This window comes from Paenibacillus dendritiformis (assembly GCF_945605565.1).
Taxonomy (GTDB): Bacteria; Bacillota; Bacilli; order Paenibacillales; family Paenibacillaceae; genus Paenibacillus_B; species Paenibacillus_B dendritiformis_A.
Map to the genome: position 1 here is coordinate 2471247 of NZ_OX216966.1, position 23384 is coordinate 2494630.

The following is a 23384-nucleotide window of genomic DNA, read 5'->3' on the forward strand; positions in this document are numbered from 1 at the left end:
GCGATCCAAGGCGGACGGTTTGGAACAGCCGCTAACCGTATTGTAAGATGCAGGATGGGAACATTTCGATAAGAAAAAGCTGCATGCCTCTCGAGGACCAGGGCCAGAATACACGTTACTGGCACACCGAAAATGGCACCGGGAGGCGTTGCTAATGGAAGTCTGGACTCTCGTATTGCGCACAATCCTGATGTATATTGTGGTCTTCGTCGTGCTTCGTCTGATGGGCAAAAGAGAGATCGGCAAGCTGTCCGTCTTCGATGTCGTCATCTCCATCATGATCGCGGAGATTGCGGTCTTTGTCATCGAAGACGGCAAGAAGCCGCTATGGCAAGGGCTTGTCCCGATCATCGTGCTTATTATCATTCAGATCAGCGTGGCTTACATAGCCTTGAAAAGCCAATGGATAAGGCATTTGTTCGATGGCAAGCCAAGCGTTATCATCAAGAACGGCCAGCTTGACCGCCCGGAGATGGCGCGGCAGCGGTACAATCTGGACGACCTGATGCAGCAGCTCCGCGAGCAGGGCGTGGATAATATCGGAGATGTTCGCTATGCGATACTGGAGGCGAACGGCAAGCTGACCGTGTTCCTGAAGCAGGACTCGGATACGCCGACCGCCGAGCAATCCCAGAGCGGCGCCCAGCAATCGGGAGGCATTCTGGAGGATGATTATACGGGGGATACGAAAGGTCCCGGCCCGGTTACCGCCGGCAGCTCAGCCTCCTCGTCGGGCGGCCGAAAGAAGGCCAAGAAGCAGCGCCCCGCCTTGCGCAAGCCGGAGCGTTACCATTTCACGACCTTGCCGCTGCCGCTGATTATGGATGGCAAGGTGCAGGATCATAATCTGTCGACCATCAATAAGACCCGCTTCTGGTTGAAAAACCAGCTTACGTTGAAAGGCGTCAGCGAATTTAAAGACGTTTTTTTCTGTTCTATCGATCATCGGGGCCACTTATTCGTGGATCGGAAGCATAAGTAGCTGAACCGGATGATTATTTGCGATGCGGCTTCGGCGGCAGCCAATGCCGGACCAGCGGAAGCCGCGTCACATCATCGCGGTTGATGAGGCCCATAATAATGAGCAGTAGCAGATAGACAATGACCCCCGCCATCCCCGCAGCGACAAAGCGCAGCAGGCCGTAGCCTTCCGGCAGCGGAGCGCGCACATAGACCGCCTGAATGCAGCCTGCCATAATCACCATGGCAGATCCCACCTTGATGAAATCGAGCCATGGCATCTTCAATTGAAGATGGCGGATGACGCTCACCGCATGGAGCAGCGTGACGACGACAATATTGATGCATATCGCGATAATGGCTCCATAAATGCCCAATTGAGGCTGAGAAGCCAACTGAATAATGAGCAGAAGCTTCAGGGCGGCTCCGATAAATGTGTTGACGAGGGCGGTTCCCGGGCGCTCAAGGGCCTGCAGCGCAGCCTGCAGCGGCGCCTGCAAATAGATGAAGACCGCGATCGGAGCCATCCATCGCAGCATGGGAGCGACGCTGGCATCGTTATAGAGCAGGACGCAGAGCGGAAGCGCGAGCACGAACATGATGACGGCGAACGGCGCGCCGCATACGAGGGCCAGCCGGATCGCCTGATGTATACGCTTATGAATCGTGCGCATGTCATTTCGGCCGAGCGCCTCGGATAACGAAGGCACGAGAGAGACGGCCAGCGAGTAAGTCAGCGCCCCAGGGAGCGTCAATATCGGGATAATCATGCCCTGGAGAGCGCCGTACTGCGCCGTCGCGATCGCGGTGAGAACACCGGCGGCCGCCAGGCTGCGCGCGATCGCAATCGACTCCAGCAGGTAGGACAGCGAGCCGATAAGCTTGCCTCCCGTTACGGGTAACGCAATGCGGAGCAAGCGGGGAGCTACCTTGTGCGAAGCTCCTTCCTGCAGCGGCTGTGGTGAAGCCGGAGCTCCATCGGCCGCGCCGCTCTCCTTCTGCTTGCGCGCGGACCGCATCAGGAAGACGAGGACGAGCAGCCCTCCGAGCTCGCCTACGACGACGCCGACCATGGCGCCCGCTGCCGCCCATTCCAGCCCGTAGGGGAGGAAGAGATAGGCGAAGCCGATGACGGCCACGATGCGGATAAGCGTCTCGGTTACTTGGGAGACGGCGGTCGGTACCATATTTTGCATGCCTTGGAAGTAGCCGCGCAGCACAGCGGAGATGGCGACCATAACGATGATTGGCGTCATGACGAGAAACGTATAGTACACCCGGCTATCCGTCAGAACGCGGGTTGTAATCCATGGTGCGAGCACGAGACAGGCGGCGGAGAAGACGATGCCCGCGCTTACGGTCAGCTTCATGGCGATGGATAAAATGCGCCGCACGCGGGCACGATCCCCGACAGAGTCCGCCTCGGCGATCAGCTTCGCTACGGCGAGCGGAACGCCGCCTGTAATCAACGTAATGATGACGAGCAGGAAGGGGTAGCCGAGCTGGTAGATTCCTACCCCTTCCGCCCCGATGATGCGCGGAAGAGTAACGCGCGGAATGAACCCGAGTATGCGATTCACAATGCCTGCGGCCAATAAAATCAGCGTTCCCTGTATGAATGACTGCTTCTTCACGTTCCGATCATCCCTCTTCCCCTGAAGACTTGTCTACCTGATATAACCATAAATATGCGGTTGTCCCCATTCCATGACGATTGGCTTGTACCGATGGAAGCGAAAAGTCAGGAGAGGCAATGATTGCTATGGGGTGCGAAGCAGGAATTGCGTGCAGGATCGCGAATAATAAATAGACACGGAAAGGAGTGAGCGGCGTGTCTGAGCCATGCACGGAACAGGAGCGGGTCGAGGCGATCGAAATGTGCTGTGAGAGCAAGGCGGAAGAGCTGAGGCTGCTCGGCTACGAGCAGGTAACGGGGAAGGATGTATGGGAGTGCGTCAGCGCCAAGTATAAAAAAGAGGACGCTGAGCCGGCCATTCATCAGGTCGTCAATGATATTTTGTCTTTGAAAGCAACGCAATTCATGAACTTTATGACGATGGCGGCTTATCGCGGGTCTCCCTTTTTATAAGGCGAGATTTTTTTTATGCCATGATCACAAAAATTGACTCGAAAAATGACGGTCGATATAATAGGAATATTGAATATGAAAGGGGAATAGGGACGATATGAAAAGGGTGTTAGCATTTCTGCTCATCGTTGTCGTATCGCTAGGTGTCATTGTCTGGACTAGCCCTTCGATCGTCAACAACATACGTCTCGGACTCGATCTCAAGGGCGGCTTCGAGATTCTATACCAAGCCTCTCCGCTGGAATCGGGCGGGAAAGTGACTAACGATGCGCTTAAACAGACCGCCAAAAGTCTGGATAAACGGATTAACGCCACCGGTACGAGCGAACCGGAGATTACGATTGAAGGCTCCGACCGGATCCGCGTCAAAATTGCGGACGTTCAGAACGAGGAGGAGGTGCGGAAGAAGCTGAAAGAACCGGCTGTTCTTACATTCCGCAGCTCTGAAGGCTGTAAAGACGCGACCGATTACTGCAAGATTGAACTGAAAGGAACGGACTTCGTCGAAGGCGGAGCGAGCGTCGTATTTGACGAGCTGCAGCGTCCGATCGTAGCGATTAAGCTGAAGGATGCGAGCAAATTCGCCGAAATTACAAAACGTCTCGCCGGTCTGTATGATCCGGATCCGACCAAAGCGCGCAACCATCTGGCGATTTTCATGGATGACACCCTCATCTCCGATCCGTCCGTCAATTATGAGATTCCAGGCGGGGAAGCGACAATTACCGGCCAGCGCACGAAGGAAGAAGCGAACGAGCTGAAGGATACGATCAATCTCGGTTCCTTGCCGCTCAAGCTGACCGAGAAGTACTCGCAGACCGTTACGGCTACGCTTGGCAAGATGTCGCTGGAGCAGACAGTGAAGGCCGGACTCATCGGCACGGCGCTGATTCTGTTATTTATGCTTGTCATCTATCGGCTGCCTGGTGTTATTGCCAGCGTCTCGCTGATTCTGTTTACATGGATTCTGCTGATTGTCTTCTGGCTGTCCGAGATTACGCTGACGCTGCCGGGCATCGCGGCTTTCATTCTCGGTCTCGGCATGGCCGTCGACGCGAATATTATTACGTATGAACGGATTAAGGAGGAGCTGCGCAGCGGCAAGTCGATCAAATCCGCGATGAAGGCAGGCTCCAAGAACTCGTTCCGGACGATTATGGACGCGAACATTACGACCATTATTGCCGGCGTCGTCATGTATATTCTGGGCGAGAGCCAGGTCAAGGGCTTTGCGCTCATCCTGATGATGACGGTTATCGTCAGTATTTTGACGAACGTATTCCTCTCCCGCGTCATGCTGCATGCGCTGGTCAAAGCGAACGTGCTGTCCAAACCGGGATATTTCGGCGTAAAGGAGAGTGAAATCCGTGCGCTTTAAAGGAACGTTCAACTTTGTTCATTCCAGCAAATACTTCTTTATTTTGTCGATCATTATTACGATTGTCGGCGCGATCTCGCTTAGCGTGTTTGGCTTGAACTACGGGGTAGATTTCAGCTCGGGCACGAACGTGGACATTACGCTCTCAAAGCCGGTGGAGAAGGCCCAGATCGAGCAGATGCTGGAGCCGTACCACTTGAAGAAGGAGCCGACCATTACGATGGGCAGCGACCGGGTGACGATCCGGTTCACGGAAGTGCTGACCGAGCAGATGGAGAACCAGTTCAAGGCAGATTTCAAAAAGCTGGACGCGGGCGCTTCATTCGAAATCAATACGGTCGATGTCGAGATTGCGCGCGAGCTGCAGCGCAATGCCTTGCTCGCGGTCCTGATCGCGAGCATCGGCATCATTATCTATATCAGCATCCGCTTCGAATGGCGCTTCGCCATCTCGGCGGTCGTCGCCTTGCTGCATGATGCGTTCATGGTTATCAGCATCTTCTCGATATTCCGGCTTGAGGTCAATCTGCCGTTCATTATCGCGGTGCTGACCATCATCGGATATTCCATCAACGATACGATCGTTATTTTTGACCGGATTCGCGAGAATATGAGATTTGCCAAGGTCAAAAATATACATGACTTGTCCCATCTCGTGAACGACAGTATTTATCAGACGCTGACCCGTTCCATTAATACGGTGTTGACCGTTCTCGTGGCGGCCCTCTGTCTGTTTATTTTCGCGAGCGAGTCGATCCGGATGTTCTCGCTGGCCATTCTGGTCGGCTTGGCATTCGGCGCTTATTCCTCGATCTTCATCGCGAGCCCGCTGTGGGTCGTCTTGAAGAGCAAGGAGAAGAACAAGTCCAAGTCTCCGGCGAAGCCGAAGCAGGCGTAACCGCCAACTTCAAGCCGAAGGATGCGGCGGCAATGGAACGAGTCCCGGCTTGGCTTCCCTGCCGCAGCCTGCGGCGCAAGCATAAAGATGAAGCCGCGTCAGTACAGGATGCTGACGCGGCTTTGATGTTGCAAGCAAGAACAGACTCATGCGAAGTCGAAGTCCACAATAGGAATGAAAAAAATGAAATGCGAGGGTTGCGACATGACGACCGATCGGTTTGCAAGGGCCGAGGCAGGGGCATGGCTGGGCATTATCGGCAATCTGCTGCTCGCGCTGCTCAAAGGGATTGCCGGCTTCTTTGCGGGCAGCCAAGCACTCATCGCGGACGCTTGGCACTCCGCCTCGGATGTGGCGGGATCCGGCGCCGTCCTTGTTGGCTTGAAAGCAGCGAAGCGCCCTCCGGACAAGGATCATCCGTATGGACACGGCAAAGCGGAATCCATCGCCGCCATCATCGTCTCGGTGCTGCTGCTCGTCGTCGGGCTTGAGCTCGCCGTCTCGGCCGTGAAATCGGTATGGCACGGGCAGATGGACATCCCGAAATGGTACGCTCTCGCCGCGATTATGGTGTCTATCGTGGTGAAGGAAGCGATGTTCCAGTACAAGTTCCGGCTGGGCAAGCGCTTATCATCGCAAGCATTGATTGCGAACGCATGGGAGCATCGTTCCGATGTCTATTCCTCCATCGCGGCGCTGATCGGGGTGGGAGCCGCGATGCTCGGCGGGATGTATCATATCGAATGGCTGCTGTATCTGGATCCGGCAGCCGGATTTATCGTGGCGCTTCTTGTGCTGCAGATGGGAACGAGATTGGTGAAGGAAGCGATTCACTCGACGATGGACCATGTTCTTCATGATGAAGAAGCGAATCCGCTCATCCGGGCCGTACAGTCGGTCAACGGCGTCATTACCGTCGACAATCTGCGGGCGCGGGAACATGGCCATTATGTTATCGTCGATGTTAAAATCAGTGTAAATCCCCGCATATCGGTGGCCGATGGCCATGCGATTGCGAAGCGGGTCAAAAATCATTTAATGCAGCGTTATTTGCATGTGGCAGACGTATTTGTCCATGTGAACCCGTTCGAAACCGGCAATCCGTACCGGATTCCGGACAATGACGGGGGAGAGTCTACGCTGCTGCAATGAGGATGTTAAAGGAGTGGGAGGATGCTTCATCCACGCTCCCGGTGGATCTGCTCTGACGTGCCGGATACCGGCATCGAGCAGCTGGCCCAGGAAGCCCGGGTCTCGAAGCTGGTCGCCCGTATGCTGGCCGTACGGGGGATTGCAGACGCAGAGCAGGCGCACCGGTTTTTGCATGCGGATATTGATGAGATGCACGATCCATATTTATTGGCAGGAATGGAAGACGCGGTGGCCCGAATCCGGACAGCGCTTGCGAACCGCGAGCGCATTCGCATATATGGCGATTACGATGCGGACGGAGTCTCGAGCACATCGCTTATGATTTATTTGATGCGTCACCTGGAGGCGGATTTCGATTATTATATCCCGCATCGGGCCAACGAAGGGTACGGGCTGAACAAGGCCGCGCTGGAAGATGCCAAGGCTTGCGGCGTCACCCTCGTCGTAACGGTCGATACCGGGATAAGCGCCGTGGAGGAAATCGCTTACGCCCGCGGGCTTGGAATCGACATCGTGGTGACCGATCACCATGAGCCTCCGGAGCAGCTTCCGGAAGCCTGCGCCCTGGTCAATCCGAAGCTGCCTTATTGCCCTTATCCGTTCAAAGGGCTGGCCGGTGTCGGGGTGGCCTTCAAGCTGGCGCACGCGCTGCTCGGACGGATTCCCGAGGAGTGGCTGGAGCTGGCCGCCATCGGCACTGTCGCTGATCTGATGCCTCTGCTGGATGAGAACCGCATTCTCGTGCGGGCAGCCCTGCAGCGGATGAAGCGTTCCCGCTATGCCGGGATTCGGGCGCTGCTTCAAGTGTGCAGCATCGATCCGAAGGAAGTGACCTCGACGCATATCGCCTTCTCGATGGCTCCGCGAATCAATGCCAGCGGCCGGCTCGATCATGCCGGCATCGCGGTTCAACTGCTGACGGCGGAAGACGACGCGGCGGCCGAGGCGTTCGCATGGGAGCTGGATCGGTTGAATAAGGAGCGGCAGAAGATCGTCGACGGCATCGTCAAGGAAGCGGAAGCACAGTTGGTGGAGAAGATGGAGGATACGGGCGAGCCTCCTCATGTCATCGTATTGGCCGCGGAGGGCTGGAATGTCGGCGTCATCGGGATCGTCGCTTCCAAAATCCTCGAAAAATATTACCGTCCGACCTTCGTGCTGGGAATCGACGGGGAGACGGGATTGTGCAAAGGCTCGGCCCGGTCGATCCCGGGCTTCGATCTGTACGAGGCGATGCAGGCGTGCGGCGAACTGTTCGAGCATTATGGCGGTCATCAGGCCGCGGCAGGCATGACGATTCAGGCAGACAAGCTCGCGGAGCTTGAGCGGCGCCTGCAAGAGATTGCCGAGGGTATACTGACAGAGGAGCACTTCGTTCCTTGCGTCGAAGTGGACGCGGAATGCGGCTTGAATGAGATTCCGCTGGAAGTGATCGACCAGCTGGAGCAATTGGCCCCGTTCGGCATGGGCAATCCGAGCCCCCGGGTCGTCATCCGCAACGCGCGGGTGCGCGAGATCCGGACGATGGGCAAGGAAGGCCAACATTTGAAGTTGATGTTGAGCCAAGAGCGTGCTACATTGGATGCGGTAGCTTTTCACCGGGGGGGCTTGGCCCGAAGGATTGCGAGTGACGTGAAGGCGGATGTGCTGGGCGAGCTGTCCGTCAATGAATGGAACGGTCGGCGCAGACCGCAGTTGTTCATGCAGGATATCCGAATCCAGGAGCGGCAGCTGTTCGATTTGCGGGGGATCCCGGAGGCTTGGGAGACCGCCGTCCAGCTGGCGCGTATATTGGAGCAGGATGGAGACGGCGCAAGCGTGCTCGTCACGACCCGTGAACAGGCGGGCGTGCATGCCGCGGAATCGTTCGCGTGGCTGTATAGCGACGAGGAGGATGGACCGGTCGTCGTTCCTGGCGCATGGCGGGGAGACGAGCCGTTCATTGCCGCGATGTCGGAGCGCGTTCGCGAGATGGTGCTGTTCGGGATGCCGCCATCGGAGCAGGATTGGAGCCGGTTAATCCGCCAGCTTCGCCATATGGAACGGCTGCATGTCGTGCTGCCGCGCGAACCGATCGGGGGACGGCTTCATATGCCGACGCGCGATCGAATCAAGCGGGCTTATGCCGAATTGAGACGGGTACATACATGGACCAATGAACCCGAGCCGATGCGAGCGCTGGCCAAGCGCGTCAACTTGTCCCTGCGGGAATTCATGCTGCTGCTCGATATGTTCAAGGAGCTGCAATTTTTAACTTGCACTCATCATAAACATACAACGACATTCGAAATGGCGGCACAGCCGGCGAAGACCTCGTTGGAAGCTTCCCAACGTTACCGGGACTGGGCAACTGCAGCCGCCTGGGAGCAGCGCTGGTATGAGCCAGCGACGGAGGAGTTTGCAGCATGGCTGTGGTCCTGCTGGGACGAAGACCGCGATGTTTCATTACTTAGGAGGAGTTCAGATGGATTTTAAATCGTATATTCGGGTCATCCCCGATTTTCCTCAGCCGGGAATCAGCTTCAAAGATATTACGACGCTGTTGAAGGACGGTTCCGCTTATCAGGCGGCGATCGCCGCAATGAAGCAGCTGGTCGAGGATAAGCAAATTGATCTGATTGCCGGACCGGAGGCGCGCGGCTTCGTCGTAGGCGCTCCGCTCGCCTTGGCGATCGGGGCCGGATTCGTCCCGATTCGCAAGAGCGGCAAGCTGCCGGGTGAGACGATTGAAGCGGGCTATGCGCTGGAATACGGCAGTGACAAGCTGGCCATGCACAAGGATGCGATCAAGCCGGGGCAGAAGGTGTTGATTGCCGACGACCTGCTGGCAACCGGAGGCACGATCTCGACGGCCGTCAATCTGGTGCGTCAACTGGGCGGAGAAGTGGTCGGTGCGTTGTTCCTGATCGAACTGAGCGACCTGAACGGACGCGCCAAGCTGCCGGATATTGACGTGCGTTCCCTGATGACTTACTAATAGGTGAATGTCAAAAACCCCCTGAACCGGGCTGACGCCCGTTCCAGGGGGTTTCTTGCATGCATCAGGCTTGCTCGTTAGACAAGCCCAGCTTGTCAATGATGATGAAGAACAGGTTGAGCACGATGCCGAGCACCGTGGCCAGCGCCATTCCCTTCAATTCTACAGCGCCCAGCTTCAAGGTGGCGCCGCTGATGCCGATGACGATGATGAGCGTCGTCAGCAGCAGATTTTTCGGCTTGCCGTAGTCGACCTTGGCATCGACGAGCACCCGCAGGCCGGATGCCGCGATAACCCCGAACAACAGCAGGGATACGCCGCCCATGACGGGCACCGGGATGTTGGCGATGAGGGCGGATACTTTGCCGAAGAACGACATGATAATGGCAATGACCGCCGCGCCGCCGATGACATATACAGAATAGACGCGGGTAAGCGCCATGACACCGATGTTCTCCCCGTACGTCGTGTTCGGCGTCGAGCCGAAGAAGCCGGAGAAGATGGTCGAGATCCCGTTGCCGAGCAGGGAGCGGTGAAGCCCCGGGTTTTTCGACAGATCGCTGCCTACAATATTGCTAGTTACCATCAAATGCCCGATATGCTCCACGACGACGACCAGTGCCGCAGGCACGATAATAGCGATCGCCGTCCAGTTGAATTCAGGGAACGTGAATGTCGGCGCTTTGAACAGGGCGGCCTCCCGGACCGGATCCATGCTGACGGCGCCCATGAAGTAAGCGACGACATAACCGGTAATGATACCGATTAGAACTGGAATAATTTTGAAGAAGCCGCGGAAGAGCACATTGCCGAGCACGGTCACGCCGAGCGTGACGCAGGCCAGCGTAATGGCAGTCGAATCGAGCGCGGCTCCCGGAGCGGACGGAATAAATCCCGACATTCCGGCAGCGACCGGAACAAGCTCGAGGCCGATGACCGCGACGATGGCTCCCATGGCGGCCGGCGGGAAGAGCACATCCAGCCAGCGAGTGCCAACCCACTTCACGATAAGCGCGACCGCCACGAAGATGATTCCGCATACGATGAAGCCGGAGAGCGCTTGGGCGTAGCTGCCGCCATTGCCGGTGAGAACGACTGTAACCGGAGAAATGAACGCAAAGCTCGATCCGAGAAAGGCTGGGATGAGCCCCCGGCACAGCACAAGATAGAAGATGGTGCCCAATCCGTTCATCAGCAGTACGATGCCCGGATCGACGTGGAACAGGTTCGGCACCAACACGTTCGATCCGAACATGGCGAACATGTGTTGGATGCTTAGCAGCAGTCCAGGCCCGAAAGCCGGTTTTTCATGCACTTGAATTTCGCGTTGCAAGTCGAATGCACTCCTTTAATATGAAATTGTCATAATCCGTTCTGGATATTATCCCTTAGACCCAACTATATAATTTACATGCTGTCCGGCTTATTTTTCAACAACATTTTTCTGATGGGGCAATAAAATGTCGAGAAAGTCGAGTTTTTTCGAATGAAAAACCTATTTTTCAACAAAAAAAGACAGACTCAATTAGGGAAGCCTAGGGAGACCATTGACGGGAGACACCGAATAAAGGCATAATTAAAGGATATAAATCTGTAGTCTGGCGGATATGCTCCCCGACTGAAGAAAGGAACCGAAACGACTCCAATGGGCATCGATCATTTATTAGAGAAGGCCTCGGCGTATATGAAAGAATCGGATCTGGATCGCGTCCGTGAAGCGTATCTGTTCGCGGAGCAGGCTCATTCGGGGCAGGTCCGGAAATCCGGTGAACCCTATATATTGCACCCTCTGGCTGTCGCCGACATCGTCGTGAGCATGCAGATGGATCCGACTTCCGTCGTAGCGGCGCTGCTGCATGATGTCGTGGAGGACACATCCGTCTCCCTGGAGGAAGTGCGCACCAAATTCGGAAATACATGCGCGATGCTGGTCGATGGATTAACGAAGCTCGAACGGATTCAGTTCCGGTCCAAGGAAGAGCAGCAGAACGAGAATTACCGGAAAATGTTCGTGGCCATGGCCAATGATATCCGCGTTATCGTCATCAAGCTGGCGGACCGGCTTCACAATATGCGGACGCTGAAGTACCAATCGGAAGAGAGTCAACGGCGCATCGCCTACGAGACATTGGAAATCTTCTGTCCCATCGCCCACCGGCTCGGAATCTCGGCCATCAAGTGGGAGATGGAAGACATTGCGCTTCGCTATTTGAATCCGCAGCAGTATTACCGCATTGCCAACCTCATGCACAAGAAGCGCGCCGAGCGGGAGCAGTATATTGCCGACGTTATCGGGCGCATCCAGGAGAAGCTGGAGGAGATGGGCATTACCGCCGATCTGTCCGGCCGACCGAAGCATATATACAGCGTCTACAAAAAAATGACGGCCAAGAGCAAGCAGTTCAATGAAATCTATGATCTGCTGGCGATTCGGATCATCGTCGACAATATCAAAGATTGCTATGCCACCCTCGGCATTATCCACACGCTCTGGAAGCCGATGCCGGGCCGGTTCAAGGACTATATCGCGATGCCGAAGACGAATATGTACCAGTCGCTCCACACGACCGTCATCGGTCCGACGGGGGAACCGACCGAGGTGCAGATTCGGACCTGGGAGATGCACCGCACGGCCGAGTACGGGATTGCGGCCCACTGGGCGTACAAAGAGGGCGGAGCCAATTCGGGCAGCTTCGAAGAGAAGATGACGTTCCTGCGCGAAATTCTCGATTTGCAGCAGGAGACGAACGACGCGCAGGAATTCGTCGAATCGCTCAAAATGGATTTTTTCTCGGATTTGGTGTTTGTATTCACGCCCAAAGGAGAAGTCATCGAGCTTCCGGCCGGATCCGTGCCGCTTGATTTCGCGTACCGCATCCATACCGAGGTCGGGAACCGGACAATCGGGGCGAAGGTGAATGGCCGCATCGTGCCGCTCGATCACCAGCTGAAGACCGGCGATATCGTCGAGATTTTGACGTCCAAGCATTCTTACGGGCCGAGCGCGGACTGGGTCAAAATCGCGCAGTCGTCGCATGCGCGCTCCAAAATCAAGCAGTGGTTCAAAAAAGAGAAGCGGGAAGAGAACGTTCAAAAGGGACGCGAAGGCATCGAACGGGAATTGAAGCGGCTGGGGCTGGAGCCGTCGGCCTGGATGAGCGACGACAAGCTGCTCGAGGTCGCGAAGAAATTCACCTTCAACGATATCGAGGACATGATGTCCGCGATCGGCTTCGGCGGCATTACCGCCTCCCAGATCGTGACCCGCTTGACGGAAAAGCTGCGCAAGGAAACGGAAGAGGCCAATCAGATTGAATTGACCCACGAGGTCAAGGAAGTCAAGAAGGAGCCGGAGCGCAAACCCCGGCCCGCGCATGGCGTCAGAGTGGAAGGCATCGACAATTTGCTCGTTCGCTTCGCCCGCTGCTGCAATCCGGTGCCTGGCGACGAGATCGTCGGGTATGTTACCCGCGGACGGGGCGTCTCGATCCACCGGGCCGACTGCCTGAACATCCCGACGACGATCGACGGGGAAGAGGCGGAACGGATCATCGATGTGCAGTGGGGCGATTCCTCCGAAGCGAATTACAGTGTCGACATCGAGATTACCGGCATGGATCGGAGAGGCTTCCTCAATGAGGTGCTGCAGGCCGTCTCCGAGAGCAAGACGAATATCGCCGCCGTCTCGGGCCGTTCGGATCGCAACCGGCTGGCGATGATTCATATGACGATTCTTATCCGCAATACCGACCATCTCCATTCGGTGGTCGAGAAGATTAAGCGTGTGAAGGACGTGTATACGGTGCAGCGGATCATGCAGTGAGATCGCTGCACTTTTTTGGCATGTTATGAGGTAGTTCAAAAAGTCCGCTTTTGATCACGAAGTGAATCAGGAAGTAACTCGGCATCGAATCTTGCATTCACTCTTGATGTCCGCTGCTCATGTAGCTTACCTACACTCCGCTGCTCCCTCTTCGAGTTCAAGCAACCTTCTCGGTGCTGAAAACCGGACTTTTTGAACACATAATTAAAGAGGTTTTTTCAAAAGAAGTAATTCAAGAGGTAGTTCAACTGCAGGAAGGGATGATAAGGTAGCATGCGAATCGTGGTTCAGCGGTGCAAGGAAGCCGCGGTAACGGTTGAGGAAGAGACGGTCGGGAGCATCGGCCCAGGCTTGATGCTGCTCGTCGGCGTAACGCATGAGGATATGGAGCAGGACGCGATCTGGGCGGCCGACAAAATTGCCGGGCTGCGCATTTTCGAGGATGAATCGGAGAAGATGAATCTGTCGGTTCAGGATGTAGGAGGCGCGATATTGTCCGTCTCGCAATTCACCCTGTTCGGCGACTGCCGCAAAGGACGGCGCCCCAACTTCATGGCTGCCGCGCGGCCGGAGCAGGCGGAGCGGCTCTATGAGAGCTTCAATGAGCGGCTGCGCGGGCTGGGGCTCGCTGTGGAGACCGGCCGCTTCGGAGCAATGATGGATGTGCAGCTGGTGAACTGGGGGCCGGTCACGCTCATCGTGGACAGCCGGGAGTAGTCTCACGCCGGACAAGCTCGGCCCGCCTGGGGAGCGAGCGGGTTGAATAGTGGAATAATTGAACGCGGACGCGGCCCATACTAGGGAGGAACCCTGCGCGTGCTGCCCTGCCCGACCGGATGCTTCGCTTGGCATACGGGATCGGCCGGCAGCTGCGGAAAGGAGCCGTATCGTGCGACAATCTTTGCATCAGCTCGCGATCCAGTACAGCACCTGGGCAGCCGTTCAATCCGTCAAGGAAGCGGCTGCGCTCTTGCGGGAGGAGCAGGCCGAGCAGGACGCTCTTCGCCGCCAAGGAGCCAATGTAAAGCGATAGCCGCGGTCATTCGATGCCCGGTCTTCTTCCATCAGGAAGGGGCCGGGCATTGCTGTCTGTTTCACCGGCTGGGGCGCCGGGGTATTAAGTCGTACGGAAGGACTTCCGCCAGCAATCCGCATCTTCATCTTGGTGCACAGGATGAGGAAAGGGTGGAAATACGATACCAGAAGACGGCGAGGTGACGGAAGATGAAACGAATTCAGGCATATACGCGGACGGAGGACGAGGCGGAGACGCTGCGGATACAGCTTATCGCGGCAGGCGCCACGAATATCGAGGTCGGGGAGCTGGGAGGCCCGCTTGGCAGCAAGCAGATGCTGTTCGCCCCGTTCATAACCGGCAATGCGAATGGCTCCGCTTATAACGGCGGCATATCGGCCGTAGGCCCGGGCGGCATCGTGAGGACGCGCGACGACGGTCAGGAGGCGCTCACGACGACCCCCGCCACGGATTTGACCGGTAACGAAGGGGGTGAGGACATCGCTTCCTCCGAACGGATGGAGCCGCCGGACGGGCTGCGCTATGTCGTCACCGCGAAGGCGGATGAAGCGGACTATCATGACGCCGTCCGGCTTATCCGCGAGAATGGCGGATATTTCGATCCGGGAGAAGAGGGCTAACCTCTTCACTTTATTTCGGAAAGTCAATATGATAGGATAAGGACTGGCGCCCGCATGGATGGGCGCCTTTTTGGGAAGAAAAGCCAATTTGGGCCGCGTAAGGGGGAGCTTGCAGGAAATGCGCATTACAGTAATCGCCAATGAAGCGGCGTTTGAACGTTCGCTTATTCATATTGTTCAATTGTTCATCGAGCAGCCGGAGGTCACATATCAGGTAAGCCAGCAGCCGGAGGCAGAGCGGGCGGAGGAAGCCGAGGCGGTCATCCGTCTCGTGCAGACTGACCCGGAGGCCGGGCTCGCGCCCGAATCGTTCCCGCTCGCGGCAGCGGGCCGCGTTCATGTCCGGGCTGCGCTGGAGCGGAAGGACGGCCCTTCGCTGGAAGCCGTCAATGAACGTCCGTGTCCTGCGGGAGCGACCTATGAGCAGTACCGCAAGCAGGTGAAGAATGCATTCTCCCATGCGCTGCTGCAGGTGCTGACCGCATGGACCGGCATGGAGCAGCCGTGGGGCATTCTGACCGGCGTCCGTCCGACGAAGCTGATGCATGAGGCCCGGCGGCGCGGACTGTCGCAGGACGAGGCGAAGAAGATGCTTCGCGAAGAATATTTGATAACGGACAGCAAGATCGCGCTGATGGAACAGATTGTGGAACGCCAGCTGACGGCACTGCCCGATCTGGATCAGCTTCAGAATCAGCTAAGCATTTATATCGGAATCCCGTTCTGTCCGACCAAATGCGCCTATTGCACCTTCCCGGCCTACGACATCAACGGGCGTCAAGGCTCGGTCGATTCGTTCCTTGGCGGGCTTCACTATGAAATGCGCGAGATCGGACGCTTCCTGAAGGAACGGAATATTCCAATAACGACGATATACTATGGCGGTGGAACTCCGACCAGCATCACGGCGGAAGAGATGGATATGCTGTATGAGGAAATGATGACCTCCTTCCCCAATGTGGAGAAGGTGCGGGAGATTACGGTCGAGGCGGGACGCCCGGATACGATCACGCCGGAGAAGCTGGATGTGCTGCGGAAGTGGAATATCGATCGCATCAGCATCAATCCGCAGTCTTATATTCAGGAGACGCTCGATATTATCGGCCGCCATCACAGCGTGGAAGAGACCGTGGAGAAATACAAGCTGGCGCGCGAACTCGGCATGAATAATATCAATATGGATCTCATTATCGGGCTCCCGGGGGAAGGGACGGCAGAGTTCGCCCATACGCTGCGGGAGACGGAACAGCTCATGCCGGAATCGGTGACGGTCCATACGCTGTCGTTCAAGCGCGCCTCTGAGATGACCCGCCACCGCGGCGAGGAGAAATTCAAAGTGGCCGGCCGGGAAGAAGTGGAGCGGATGATGACGATGGCGGCGGAATGGACGGGGGCGAACGGCTATGTTCCGTATTATTTGTACCGCCAGAAAAATATCCTCGGCAACCTGGAAAATGTCGGCTATGCGATGCCGGGAACCGAGAGTCTGTATAATATTCTCATTATCGAAGAAATTCAATCGATTCTGGGCCTGGGCTGCGGCGCATCCTCCAAATGGGTGCATCCGCAAACCGGCGCGATTACCCGCTTCGCCAACCCGAAGGAACCGAAAGTATACAATGACAATTATGTGGAAGTGACGCGCAAAAAAATAGAAATGATGAAGGAATTGTTCAGGGAGGCCTAAAGGAAACGCTTGCTTTTTTGTAATCTGTTTGTAATCTTTGCTTCATGTTCCTTTAATATTTGCGCCCTATACTGAATGCATGACCCCCTTTTTAATATATTCTTTTGCTGGACCTACATCTGATGTAGGTTTTTTTCTTGACTTTAGCGTGTTACATCCTTACAATGTTCTTTATATTCTGACATACCAACCGATTCAATGACGGGAACAAGTAACCCGCCCCACATGTGCAGAGAGAGGTTCCATGGCTGGAAGAACCTTGATGATGGACGGACGAAGGACATCCCCGAGAACCGGCGGCGAATTCCATTCGGAATCGAATGGATGTGTAGCCGTTCGGCGTCTGGCGTGCGTTATACGTGAATGAAGCGCGGGAAGCGATCCGGAGGCATATGGGCCGGCGAGGGAGAGCGGACGGCGGAATGTGGGTGGCACCACGGGTGATTGGATTCGACAACCAACTCTCGTCCCTTAGCAAATGTTACATTTGCAGGGCGGGAGTTTTTTTATTTTTCAGGAAGCAGGCAGGAGGAGGAAGAACATGGCTTATCAGAAGCCGACAGGCACACAGGATTTGCTGCCGGGCACCGTCGAAATATGGCAGACGGTCGAGCGCAAAGCCCGCGATCTGTGCCGTCGATTCAACTACAAGGAAATCCGCACCCCGATATTCGAACAGACTGAGCTGTTCGAGCGCGGCGTCGGCGAGACGACGGATATCGTGGAAAAAGAAATGTATACGTTCAAGGACAAGGGCGATCGCAGCATGACGCTTCGTCCGGAAAATACGGCAGGCGTCGTCCGCTCCTATGTGGAGAACAAGCTCTACGGCGAACCGGATGTGACGAAGCTGTATTATATCGGGCCGATGTTCCGGTATGAGCGGCCGCAAGCGGGACGCTACCGCCAGTTCCATCAATTCGGCGTGGAGGCGTTCGGGGCTTCGGATCCGAGCCTGGATGCGGAGATTATTGCACTCGGGTATGAATTCATGAAGGAGGTCGGGCTGACCGGCGTCCGCGTGGAGATCAATTCGGTCGGCAACGTGCCGAGCCGCGCGGCATACCGGGAGCGCCTGCTTCAATTTTTGGAGCCGATGAAGGAATCGCTGTGCAAGGACTGCCAGTCCCGAATGGAGCGCAATCCGCTGCGCGTGCTCGATTGCAAGGTCGATCAGGACAAATTCGGCAATGCGCCTTCCATTCTGGACAGCCTGGATGAAGAGTGCGCAACGCATTTTGCCAAGGTGAAGCAGTATTTGTCGGCGATGGGGGTTGAATATGAAGTGAACCACCGCCTCGTGCGCGGACTCGATTATTATACGCATACGGCCTTCGAGTACAAGGCGCAGGGCATCGGCGCCATCGATACGGTCGGCGGCGGCGGCCGCTACAACGGTCTGGTGGCGGATATCGGCGGGCCGGATCAGCCCGGCATCGGCTTCGGCATCGGGCTCGAGCGAATTGCGCTGCTCCTGGAGAAGCAGGGCGTCGATTGCAATGAGACGTCGCCGCTCGATATTTATCTGGTCGGTCTTGGCGAACAGGCGGAGGCCGAGGTGACGAAGCTGCTGAACGATCTGCGGCGCGAAGGACTGGCCGCCGAGAAGGATTACCAGGGCCGCAAGATGAAGGCGCAGATGAAATCGGCCGATCGCATGCATGCGCGTTATGCCGGGATTCTGGGAGATGACGAGCTGTCCCGGGGCGAGATTGCGCTGAAAGAGCTGGCCAGCGGGGAGCAGCGGTTCGTGCCGCTGTCCGAATTGGCGCAGCAGTTGAAGCAGGCTTGAACTGCTGAGGCGCCGCGTGCAGGCAAGAGGCAGACGATGCAAGAACATAGATGAAGAACGATCGATAATGAGGAGAGTGGAGTTCATGATGTATAAGACGCATTCCTGCGGAGATATAACGAAGGCCCGCATCGGAGAGACAGTCACTTTGAACGGCTGGGTACAGCGTCGGCGGGATTTAGGGGGCGTATTGTTCGTCGATCTGCGCGACCGCACCGGCCTGGTGCAGATTGTATTCAACCCGGAATTTTCAACCCGCGCCCATGAGATTGCCGATCGCTTGCGCAATGAATTCGTCGTGGCGGTGAGCGGGCAAGTCGTCATGCGCGACGCGGAGACAGTCAATCCGAACCTGCCGACGGGCGATGTCGAAGTTCGCGTGACGGACATCGAAATATTGAACGGGGCCAAAAACCCGCCGTTCTTCATTGAAGACGGCATCGAAATCGACGAGTCGCTTCGCCTGCGCTACCGTTACCTTGACCTTCGCCGTCCGGAAATGCAGCGCACGCTGAAGCTGCGCTCCAAAGCGTCGAAAGTGATCCGCGATTTCCTGGACGAGCAGGAATTCGTCGAGGTGGAGACGCCGATTCTGACGAAGAGCACGCCGGAAGGAGCACGCGATTATCTCGTGCCGAGCCGCGTGCATCCGCGCGAGTTCTTCGCCCTGCCGCAATCCCCGCAGCTGTTCAAGCAGCTGTTGATGGTATCGGGCCTGGAGCGCTACTACCAGATCGCCCGCTGCTTCCGCGACGAGGATCTGCGCGCCGATCGCCAGCCGGAATTCACGCAAGTCGACATCGAGACCTCTTTCCTGTCCGAGGAGCAGCTGCAGGGCATGATGGAGCAGCTGATGGTCCGCCTGTTCAAGACGACGATCGGCGTGGACATTCCAACGCCGTTCCAGCGCATTACGTATCAGGAAGCGATGGAGAAGTACGGCTCCGACAAGCCGGATCTGCGCTTCGGCCTGGAACTGGTCGATGTCTGCGACCTCGTGGCGAACAGCGGCGTCAAAGTGTTCGCCTCCGTCATCGAGAAGGGCGGCGTCGTCAAAGTGCTGAACGCCAAAGGCTGCGGCACGTGGAGCCGCAAAGATATCGATGATCTCGGCCCGTATGCGGCGCGCTACGGGGCGAAGGGCCTGGCGTGGATTCAAGTGAAGGACGGCGAGTTCCGCGGTCCGATCGTCAAGTTCATGAACGAGGAAGAGATCGCCGCTCTGCGCGAGCGGACGGGCGCCGAGGACGGAGACCTGCTGCTCTTCTCCGCCGATACGCGCAAGGTCGTGTACGATGTGCTCGGCAACCTGCGCCTCTACATCGGCCGCAGACTGAATCTGATCGACGACAGCGCGTTCAAGTTCGCCTGGGTCGTCGACTTCCCTCTGCTGGACTATGATGAGGAGGAGAAGCGCTATGTTGCGGCGCACCATCCGTTCACGCGTCCAAAAGATGAAGACCTGCATCTGTTCGATTCGGATCCGGGCCAAATCCGGGCTCAGGCGTATGACCTCGTGCTGAACGGCTACGAAGTCGGCGGCGGCTCCCTGCGGATCTACAAGCGCGACGTGCAGGAGAAAATGTTCACGGCGCTTGGCTTCTCCCCGGAAGAAGCGCAGGAGAAGTTCGGCTTCCTGCTGAACGCGTTCGAATACGGCACACCGCCGCACGGCGGGATCGCCCTCGGTCTCGATCGTCTTATCATGCTGCTGGCAGGACGCACGAATCTTCGCGAGACGATTGCATTCCCGAAAACGGCCAGCGCGGTCGATCTGATGATGGATGCGCCGAACGTCGTGGAGCCGGCTCAATTGGAGCAGCTTCATATCAAATCGACCTTCAAGAAGAAAGAGAAGAAAGAAGAGCAATAACACGCCCGCTGCTTCGAGCAGCTTGAACGAACGCCCCTTGCCGATCTATGCTATATAGCAGGCGGCCAGGGGCGTTGCCATTATACTCGGGCGTTAGGCCCGCAGGAGGAATAGCTGATGTTGCATCAATTTTCGCGTACAGAATTAGCCATCGGCCCGGAAGGGCTGGACAAGCTGAAGAACAGCACCGTCGCCGTGCTTGGCATCGGCGGCGTCGGCGGCATCGCTGCGGAAGCGCTGGCGCGCACCGGCATCGGGCGCATTATCATGATCGACAAGGATGTCGTCGACATCACGAATGTGAACCGTCAGATCCACGCCTTGACGACGACGGTCGGACAGAAGAAGGCGGAGCTGATGCAGGAGCGGATTAAGCTCATCAATCCGGAGTGCGATGCTATCGCTTTAAATATGTTCTATACGGAAGAGACGTACGAGGAACTGTTCGCCTACGATCTCGATTACGTCGTGGACGCTTCGGACACGATCTCTTATAAGATTCACCTCATTAAGGAATGCTTGCGCCGCAACATCCCGATGATTTCGAGCATGGGGGCGGCCAATAAAATGGACCCGACGCGCTTCCAGGTGGCGGACATCTCGAAGACGACGGTCGATCCGATCGCGCGCGTCATCCGGCAGAAGCTGCGCAAGGACGGCATCAAAAAAGGAGTCAAGGTCGTCTTCTCGACCGAGGAGCCGTTGAAGCCGCGCGTTGACGTGACCGAGAAGATCGTTCCGGAGACGGCCCCGGATATCCGCAAGGCGAAGCAGCCGCCGGCCAGCAACTCCTTCGTGCCGCCGGTGGCGGGGCTGATCATGGTCAGCGTCGTCGTCCGCGATCTGCTTACTACGTTAGAATCACGGTGATGAACATGGATTTATTCTCCTATCAGGAAGAACGGGATCCGGGCATGCGCCTGCTGGCCGACCGGATGCGCCCGCGTAATCTTGATGAATATATCGGCCAGGAGCATATCGTCGGGCCGGGCCGTTTGCTGCGGCGGGCTATCGAAGGGGATCGCATTTCTTCGATTTTGCTGTATGGGCCGCCGGGATGCGGGAAGACGACGCTGGCCAATATTATTTCGGAGCGGACACAGGGAGAGTTCGTCCGCCTCAATGCGGTCGATGCCTCGGTCAAAGACGTGCGGGCGGTCATCGAGCAGGCGGAGAACAACCGCAATCTGTACAATACGAAGACGATTCTGTTCCTGGACGAGGTGCACCGCTTCAACCGTTCGCAGCAGGACGCGCTGCTGCCCGCCGTCGAGAAGGGAACGATCATCTTCGTCGGCGCCACGACGGAAAATCCGTTCCATCATGTCAACGGAGCGTTGATGAGCCGCTCGACGCTGTTCCAGCTCAAGCCGCTGACGAAGGAGCATTCGCTGAACGCGATGCGGCGGGCGCTGGCCGATGCGGAACGGGGGCTCGGCTTCATGAAGGTGGAGGCGGAGCCGGGAACGCTGGAGCATATCGCCGCGATGGCGAACGGCGATATTCGCCGGGCGCTCAACGCGCTGGAGCTGGCGGTCATGACGACCTCGCCGGAGTCGGACGGAACCGTCCGCATTACGATGGAGGTCGCGGAGGAGTCCGTGCGGAGGCCCCTCGTGCAGGCAGACGAATCGGTGCAATACGATGTGCTGTCCGCCTTCCACAAGAGCATCCGCGGCTCCAGCGATGCGGCGCTGTACTGGTTCCTCTACGCGGTGGAGAAGCTGGGCATGGATCCGATGACCTTCATCCGCCGCCTCACTGTCGCCTGCAGCGAGGATATCGGCCTGGCCAATCCGCAGGCGATGGTTCAGGCGGTCAGCGCGCTGGAGGCGTACCAGCGCATCGGATGGCCGGAATCGAAATATATTGTCGCCCAGGCGATTCTGTTCGCCGTAGAGAGTCCGAAGTCGAATTCGATTCCGGCGGCCATCGCCCGCGTCATGGCGGCATTCGACGACTATCCGTCGGCTCCTGTGCCGCTCCATCTCCGCGATGCGCATTATAAAGGGGCCGAGAAGCTGGGGCATAAGGGCTACAAATATCCGCATGATTATCCTGGGCATTATGTCGATCAGCAGTATTTGCCGGATTCAATCCGTAACCGGGTCTTCTTCATGGCCAGCGAGCAAGGGACCGAGGCGAAGATGCGCCTGAATCAGGAGCGGAGACGCCAATCGAAGCCGGACAACGGGGACCAAGGGTAGCGAAAAGCTCTTGTGACGGATACAGGTAATCATTCATGGGCTCAACATTCAGCAGCCAGAAGGAGAGGGAAGCGATGATGGCGAAGCATACAGGTAGAGCGGATGCCGCGGCGATGCGGAGAGCAACGGGAGCCGCTGTCGCGGCAGGGGGCAGCGCAGGTGCCTGTCTCCGCTATGGCGTCGGCCTGCTGCTCCCGTTCCATCCGGGGACAGGCTTCCCATGGGCGACCTTGGCCGTCAATCTGGCCGGCTGTCTCTTTCTCGGCTGGTTCTTCACCTGGGTGCAGGAGCGTCCCGGCCTGTCTCCGGTATGGAAGCCGCTGCTCGGAACCGGGCTTACGGGGGCGACCACGACATTCTCGACCTTCGCGGTCGAAGCGCTGGAGCTGTTCGCAGCCCATCGATATGCTGCCGCGGCCCTCTATCTGACAGTGAGCATCGGCTTCGGTCTGGGGCTGGCCCGGCTCGGAATGTGCTGGGCGGCACGCTCCAAGCCGGCAGGCGCATTGCAGGAGGGACGGCGATGAATATGCTGTGGGTAGCGATAGGCGGGGCGCTTGGCGCCTGGAGCCGTTATGAGTTGGGCGCTTATATTGCGAAGCGGGCAGGCAGCCGCTTCCCGTGGGGGACGCTGCTGGTCAATTGGGGAGGCTGCTTCCTGCTCGGCCTGTTGGCCGGGATGCGACAGGTGCTGCCCGCTCCGCTGTATGTCTTCGCTGCCGTCGGCTGGTGCGGCGCCTTTACGACATTTTCGACTTTCAGCTTCGAAGCATTGACGCTATGGAGGGACAAGCAGCGCGGCCTCTGCGCGCTGTATCTGTTCCTGACGGCAGCCGTCGGACTCGCCGCTGCGGCGGGAGGACAATGGCTGGCCGGTCTGCCAGGGTAGCGC

The 23384-nt window shown here is 57.2% G+C and carries 20 protein-coding genes; 18 read left to right on the forward strand and 2 right to left on the reverse strand.

The window, feature by feature from the left end; all coding sequences use genetic code 11:
* Positions 1 to 154 precede the first annotated feature (154 nt).
* A complete protein-coding gene (locus NNL35_RS10825) occupies positions 155 to 982 on the forward strand; it encodes a DUF421 domain-containing protein (RefSeq protein ID WP_254553344.1) in 828 nt (275 codons plus the stop codon).
* Between the two features lie 13 nt (positions 983 to 995).
* On the opposite strand, the gene spoVB is transcribed toward NNL35_RS10825, so the two are convergent.
* Positions 996 to 2594, reverse strand: a complete 1599-nt coding sequence (spoVB, locus tag NNL35_RS10830) for a stage V sporulation protein B (RefSeq protein WP_254553345.1) — start codon at positions 2592 to 2594, stop codon at positions 996 to 998.
* A gap of 242 nt (positions 2595 to 2836) precedes the next feature.
* Between spoVB and NNL35_RS10835 the strand changes: the two genes are divergently transcribed.
* From NNL35_RS10835 to NNL35_RS10860, 6 genes are all read left to right on the forward strand, one after another.
* Entirely contained in the window at positions 2837 to 3049 is a 213-nt protein-coding gene (locus NNL35_RS10835; RefSeq protein WP_193372699.1) for a post-transcriptional regulator, read from the forward strand.
* A 97-nt stretch (positions 3050 to 3146) separates the two neighbouring features.
* Complete coding sequence (gene secD / locus NNL35_RS10840) at positions 3147 to 4427, forward strand: protein translocase subunit SecD (protein ID WP_006679650.1); 1281 nt, start codon at positions 3147 to 3149, stop codon at positions 4425 to 4427.
* Positions 4417 to 5325: a protein translocase subunit SecF gene (gene secF, locus NNL35_RS10845; protein WP_254553346.1), complete on the forward strand. Its 909-nt coding sequence runs from the start codon at positions 4417 to 4419 to the stop codon at positions 5323 to 5325. Before secD ends, secF begins: the two co-directional genes overlap by 11 nt.
* Positions 5326 to 5529: 204 nt before the next feature.
* Positions 5530 to 6477 carry a cation diffusion facilitator family transporter gene (locus NNL35_RS10850; RefSeq protein WP_254553982.1) on the forward strand — a complete coding sequence of 316 codons (948 nt, stop codon included), beginning with the start codon at positions 5530 to 5532 and terminating at the stop codon, positions 6475 to 6477.
* Between the two features lie 21 nt (positions 6478 to 6498).
* Complete coding sequence (recJ, locus tag NNL35_RS10855) at positions 6499 to 8952, forward strand: single-stranded-DNA-specific exonuclease RecJ (RefSeq protein ID WP_254553347.1); 2454 nt, start codon at positions 6499 to 6501, stop codon at positions 8950 to 8952.
* Positions 8942 to 9454: an adenine phosphoribosyltransferase gene (locus tag NNL35_RS10860; RefSeq protein ID WP_006679654.1), complete on the forward strand. Its 513-nt coding sequence runs from the start codon at positions 8942 to 8944 to the stop codon at positions 9452 to 9454. The genes recJ and NNL35_RS10860 overlap by 11 nt, the downstream gene beginning before the upstream one ends.
* Positions 9455 to 9518: 64 nt before the next feature.
* Here NNL35_RS10860 and uraA read toward each other — a convergent pair whose 3' ends face one another.
* Positions 9519 to 10787 (reverse strand): uracil permease, encoded by a 1269-nt coding sequence (gene uraA, locus NNL35_RS10865; protein ID WP_111155270.1) that lies wholly within the window; start codon positions 10785 to 10787, stop codon positions 9519 to 9521.
* A gap of 312 nt (positions 10788 to 11099) precedes the next feature.
* Between uraA and NNL35_RS10870 the strand changes: the two genes are divergently transcribed.
* The 11 genes from NNL35_RS10870 to crcB (NNL35_RS10920) all read left to right on the forward strand — a co-directional run bounded on the left by NNL35_RS10870 (position 11100) and on the right by crcB (NNL35_RS10920) (position 23381).
* Entirely contained in the window at positions 11100 to 13277 is a 2178-nt protein-coding gene (locus tag NNL35_RS10870; protein WP_006679656.1) for a RelA/SpoT family protein, read from the forward strand.
* A 273-nt stretch (positions 13278 to 13550) separates the two neighbouring features.
* Positions 13551 to 13994 (forward strand): D-aminoacyl-tRNA deacylase, encoded by a 444-nt coding sequence (dtd, locus tag NNL35_RS10875; RefSeq protein ID WP_254553348.1) that lies wholly within the window; start codon positions 13551 to 13553, stop codon positions 13992 to 13994.
* A 172-nt stretch (positions 13995 to 14166) separates the two neighbouring features.
* Complete coding sequence (locus NNL35_RS10880; protein WP_164776455.1) at positions 14167 to 14310, forward strand: hypothetical protein; 144 nt, start codon at positions 14167 to 14169, stop codon at positions 14308 to 14310.
* A 191-nt stretch (positions 14311 to 14501) separates the two neighbouring features.
* Positions 14502 to 14933, forward strand: a complete 432-nt coding sequence (locus NNL35_RS10885; RefSeq protein WP_111155268.1) for a flagellar basal body rod protein — start codon at positions 14502 to 14504, stop codon at positions 14931 to 14933.
* 118 nt (positions 14934 to 15051) lie between these two features.
* Positions 15052 to 16620 carry a coproporphyrinogen III oxidase gene (locus tag NNL35_RS10890; RefSeq protein WP_254553349.1) on the forward strand — a complete coding sequence of 523 codons (1569 nt, stop codon included), beginning with the start codon at positions 15052 to 15054 and terminating at the stop codon, positions 16618 to 16620.
* 541 nt (positions 16621 to 17161) lie between these two features.
* Positions 17162 to 18412, forward strand: a complete 1251-nt coding sequence (gene hisS / locus NNL35_RS10895) for a histidine--tRNA ligase (protein ID WP_254553350.1) — start codon at positions 17162 to 17164, stop codon at positions 18410 to 18412.
* 85 nt (positions 18413 to 18497) lie between these two features.
* Entirely contained in the window at positions 18498 to 20285 is a 1788-nt protein-coding gene (gene aspS, locus NNL35_RS10900) for an aspartate--tRNA ligase (protein ID WP_254553351.1), read from the forward strand.
* A 117-nt stretch (positions 20286 to 20402) separates the two neighbouring features.
* Positions 20403 to 21155 carry a tRNA threonylcarbamoyladenosine dehydratase gene (locus NNL35_RS10905; protein ID WP_006679662.1) on the forward strand — a complete coding sequence of 251 codons (753 nt, stop codon included), beginning with the start codon at positions 20403 to 20405 and terminating at the stop codon, positions 21153 to 21155.
* Between the two features lie 5 nt (positions 21156 to 21160).
* A complete protein-coding gene (locus tag NNL35_RS10910; protein ID WP_111155281.1) occupies positions 21161 to 22492 on the forward strand; it encodes a replication-associated recombination protein A in 1332 nt (443 codons plus the stop codon).
* A 35-nt stretch (positions 22493 to 22527) separates the two neighbouring features.
* Positions 22528 to 23019: a fluoride efflux transporter CrcB gene (gene crcB / locus NNL35_RS10915; RefSeq protein ID WP_254553352.1), complete on the forward strand. Its 492-nt coding sequence runs from the start codon at positions 22528 to 22530 to the stop codon at positions 23017 to 23019.
* The gene (crcB, locus tag NNL35_RS10920) at positions 23016 to 23381 is read left to right on the forward strand and encodes a fluoride efflux transporter CrcB (RefSeq protein ID WP_254553353.1); all 366 of its coding nucleotides are present in this window, start codon (positions 23016 to 23018) and stop codon (positions 23379 to 23381) included. The genes crcB (NNL35_RS10915) and crcB (NNL35_RS10920) overlap by 4 nt, the downstream gene beginning before the upstream one ends.
* The last annotated feature ends 3 nt before the right edge of the window (positions 23382 to 23384 follow it).

What these genes read in the sequence shown, in the direction of transcription:
- NNL35_RS10825 (WP_254553344.1), top strand. Translation starts at nt 155, where the DNA reads ATGGAAGTCTGGACTCTCGTATTGCGCACAATCCTGATGTATATTGTG.
- NNL35_RS10835 (WP_193372699.1), top strand. Translation starts at nt 2,837, where the DNA reads ATGTGCTGTGAGAGCAAGGCGGAAGAGCTGAGGCTGCTCGGCTACGAG.
- secD (WP_006679650.1), top strand. Translation starts at nt 3,147, where the DNA reads ATGAAAAGGGTGTTAGCATTTCTGCTCATCGTTGTCGTATCGCTAGGT.
- NNL35_RS10850 (WP_254553982.1), top strand. Translation starts at nt 5,530, where the DNA reads ATGACGACCGATCGGTTTGCAAGGGCCGAGGCAGGGGCATGGCTGGGC.
- recJ (WP_254553347.1), top strand. Translation starts at nt 6,499, where the DNA reads ATGCTTCATCCACGCTCCCGGTGGATCTGCTCTGACGTGCCGGATACC.
- NNL35_RS10860 (WP_006679654.1), top strand. Translation starts at nt 8,942, where the DNA reads ATGGATTTTAAATCGTATATTCGGGTCATCCCCGATTTTCCTCAGCCG.
- NNL35_RS10870 (WP_006679656.1), top strand. Translation starts at nt 11,100, where the DNA reads ATGGGCATCGATCATTTATTAGAGAAGGCCTCGGCGTATATGAAAGAA.
- dtd (WP_254553348.1), top strand. Translation starts at nt 13,551, where the DNA reads ATGCGAATCGTGGTTCAGCGGTGCAAGGAAGCCGCGGTAACGGTTGAG.
- NNL35_RS10885 (WP_111155268.1), top strand. Translation starts at nt 14,502, where the DNA reads ATGAAACGAATTCAGGCATATACGCGGACGGAGGACGAGGCGGAGACG.
- NNL35_RS10890 (WP_254553349.1), top strand. Translation starts at nt 15,052, where the DNA reads ATGCGCATTACAGTAATCGCCAATGAAGCGGCGTTTGAACGTTCGCTT.
- hisS (WP_254553350.1), top strand. Translation starts at nt 17,162, where the DNA reads ATGGCTTATCAGAAGCCGACAGGCACACAGGATTTGCTGCCGGGCACC.
- aspS (WP_254553351.1), top strand. Translation starts at nt 18,498, where the DNA reads ATGATGTATAAGACGCATTCCTGCGGAGATATAACGAAGGCCCGCATC.
- NNL35_RS10905 (WP_006679662.1), top strand. Translation starts at nt 20,403, where the DNA reads ATGTTGCATCAATTTTCGCGTACAGAATTAGCCATCGGCCCGGAAGGG.
- NNL35_RS10910 (WP_111155281.1), top strand. Translation starts at nt 21,161, where the DNA reads ATGGATTTATTCTCCTATCAGGAAGAACGGGATCCGGGCATGCGCCTG.
- crcB (WP_254553352.1), top strand. Translation starts at nt 22,528, where the DNA reads ATGGGCTCAACATTCAGCAGCCAGAAGGAGAGGGAAGCGATGATGGCG.
- crcB (WP_254553353.1), top strand. Translation starts at nt 23,016, where the DNA reads ATGAATATGCTGTGGGTAGCGATAGGCGGGGCGCTTGGCGCCTGGAGC.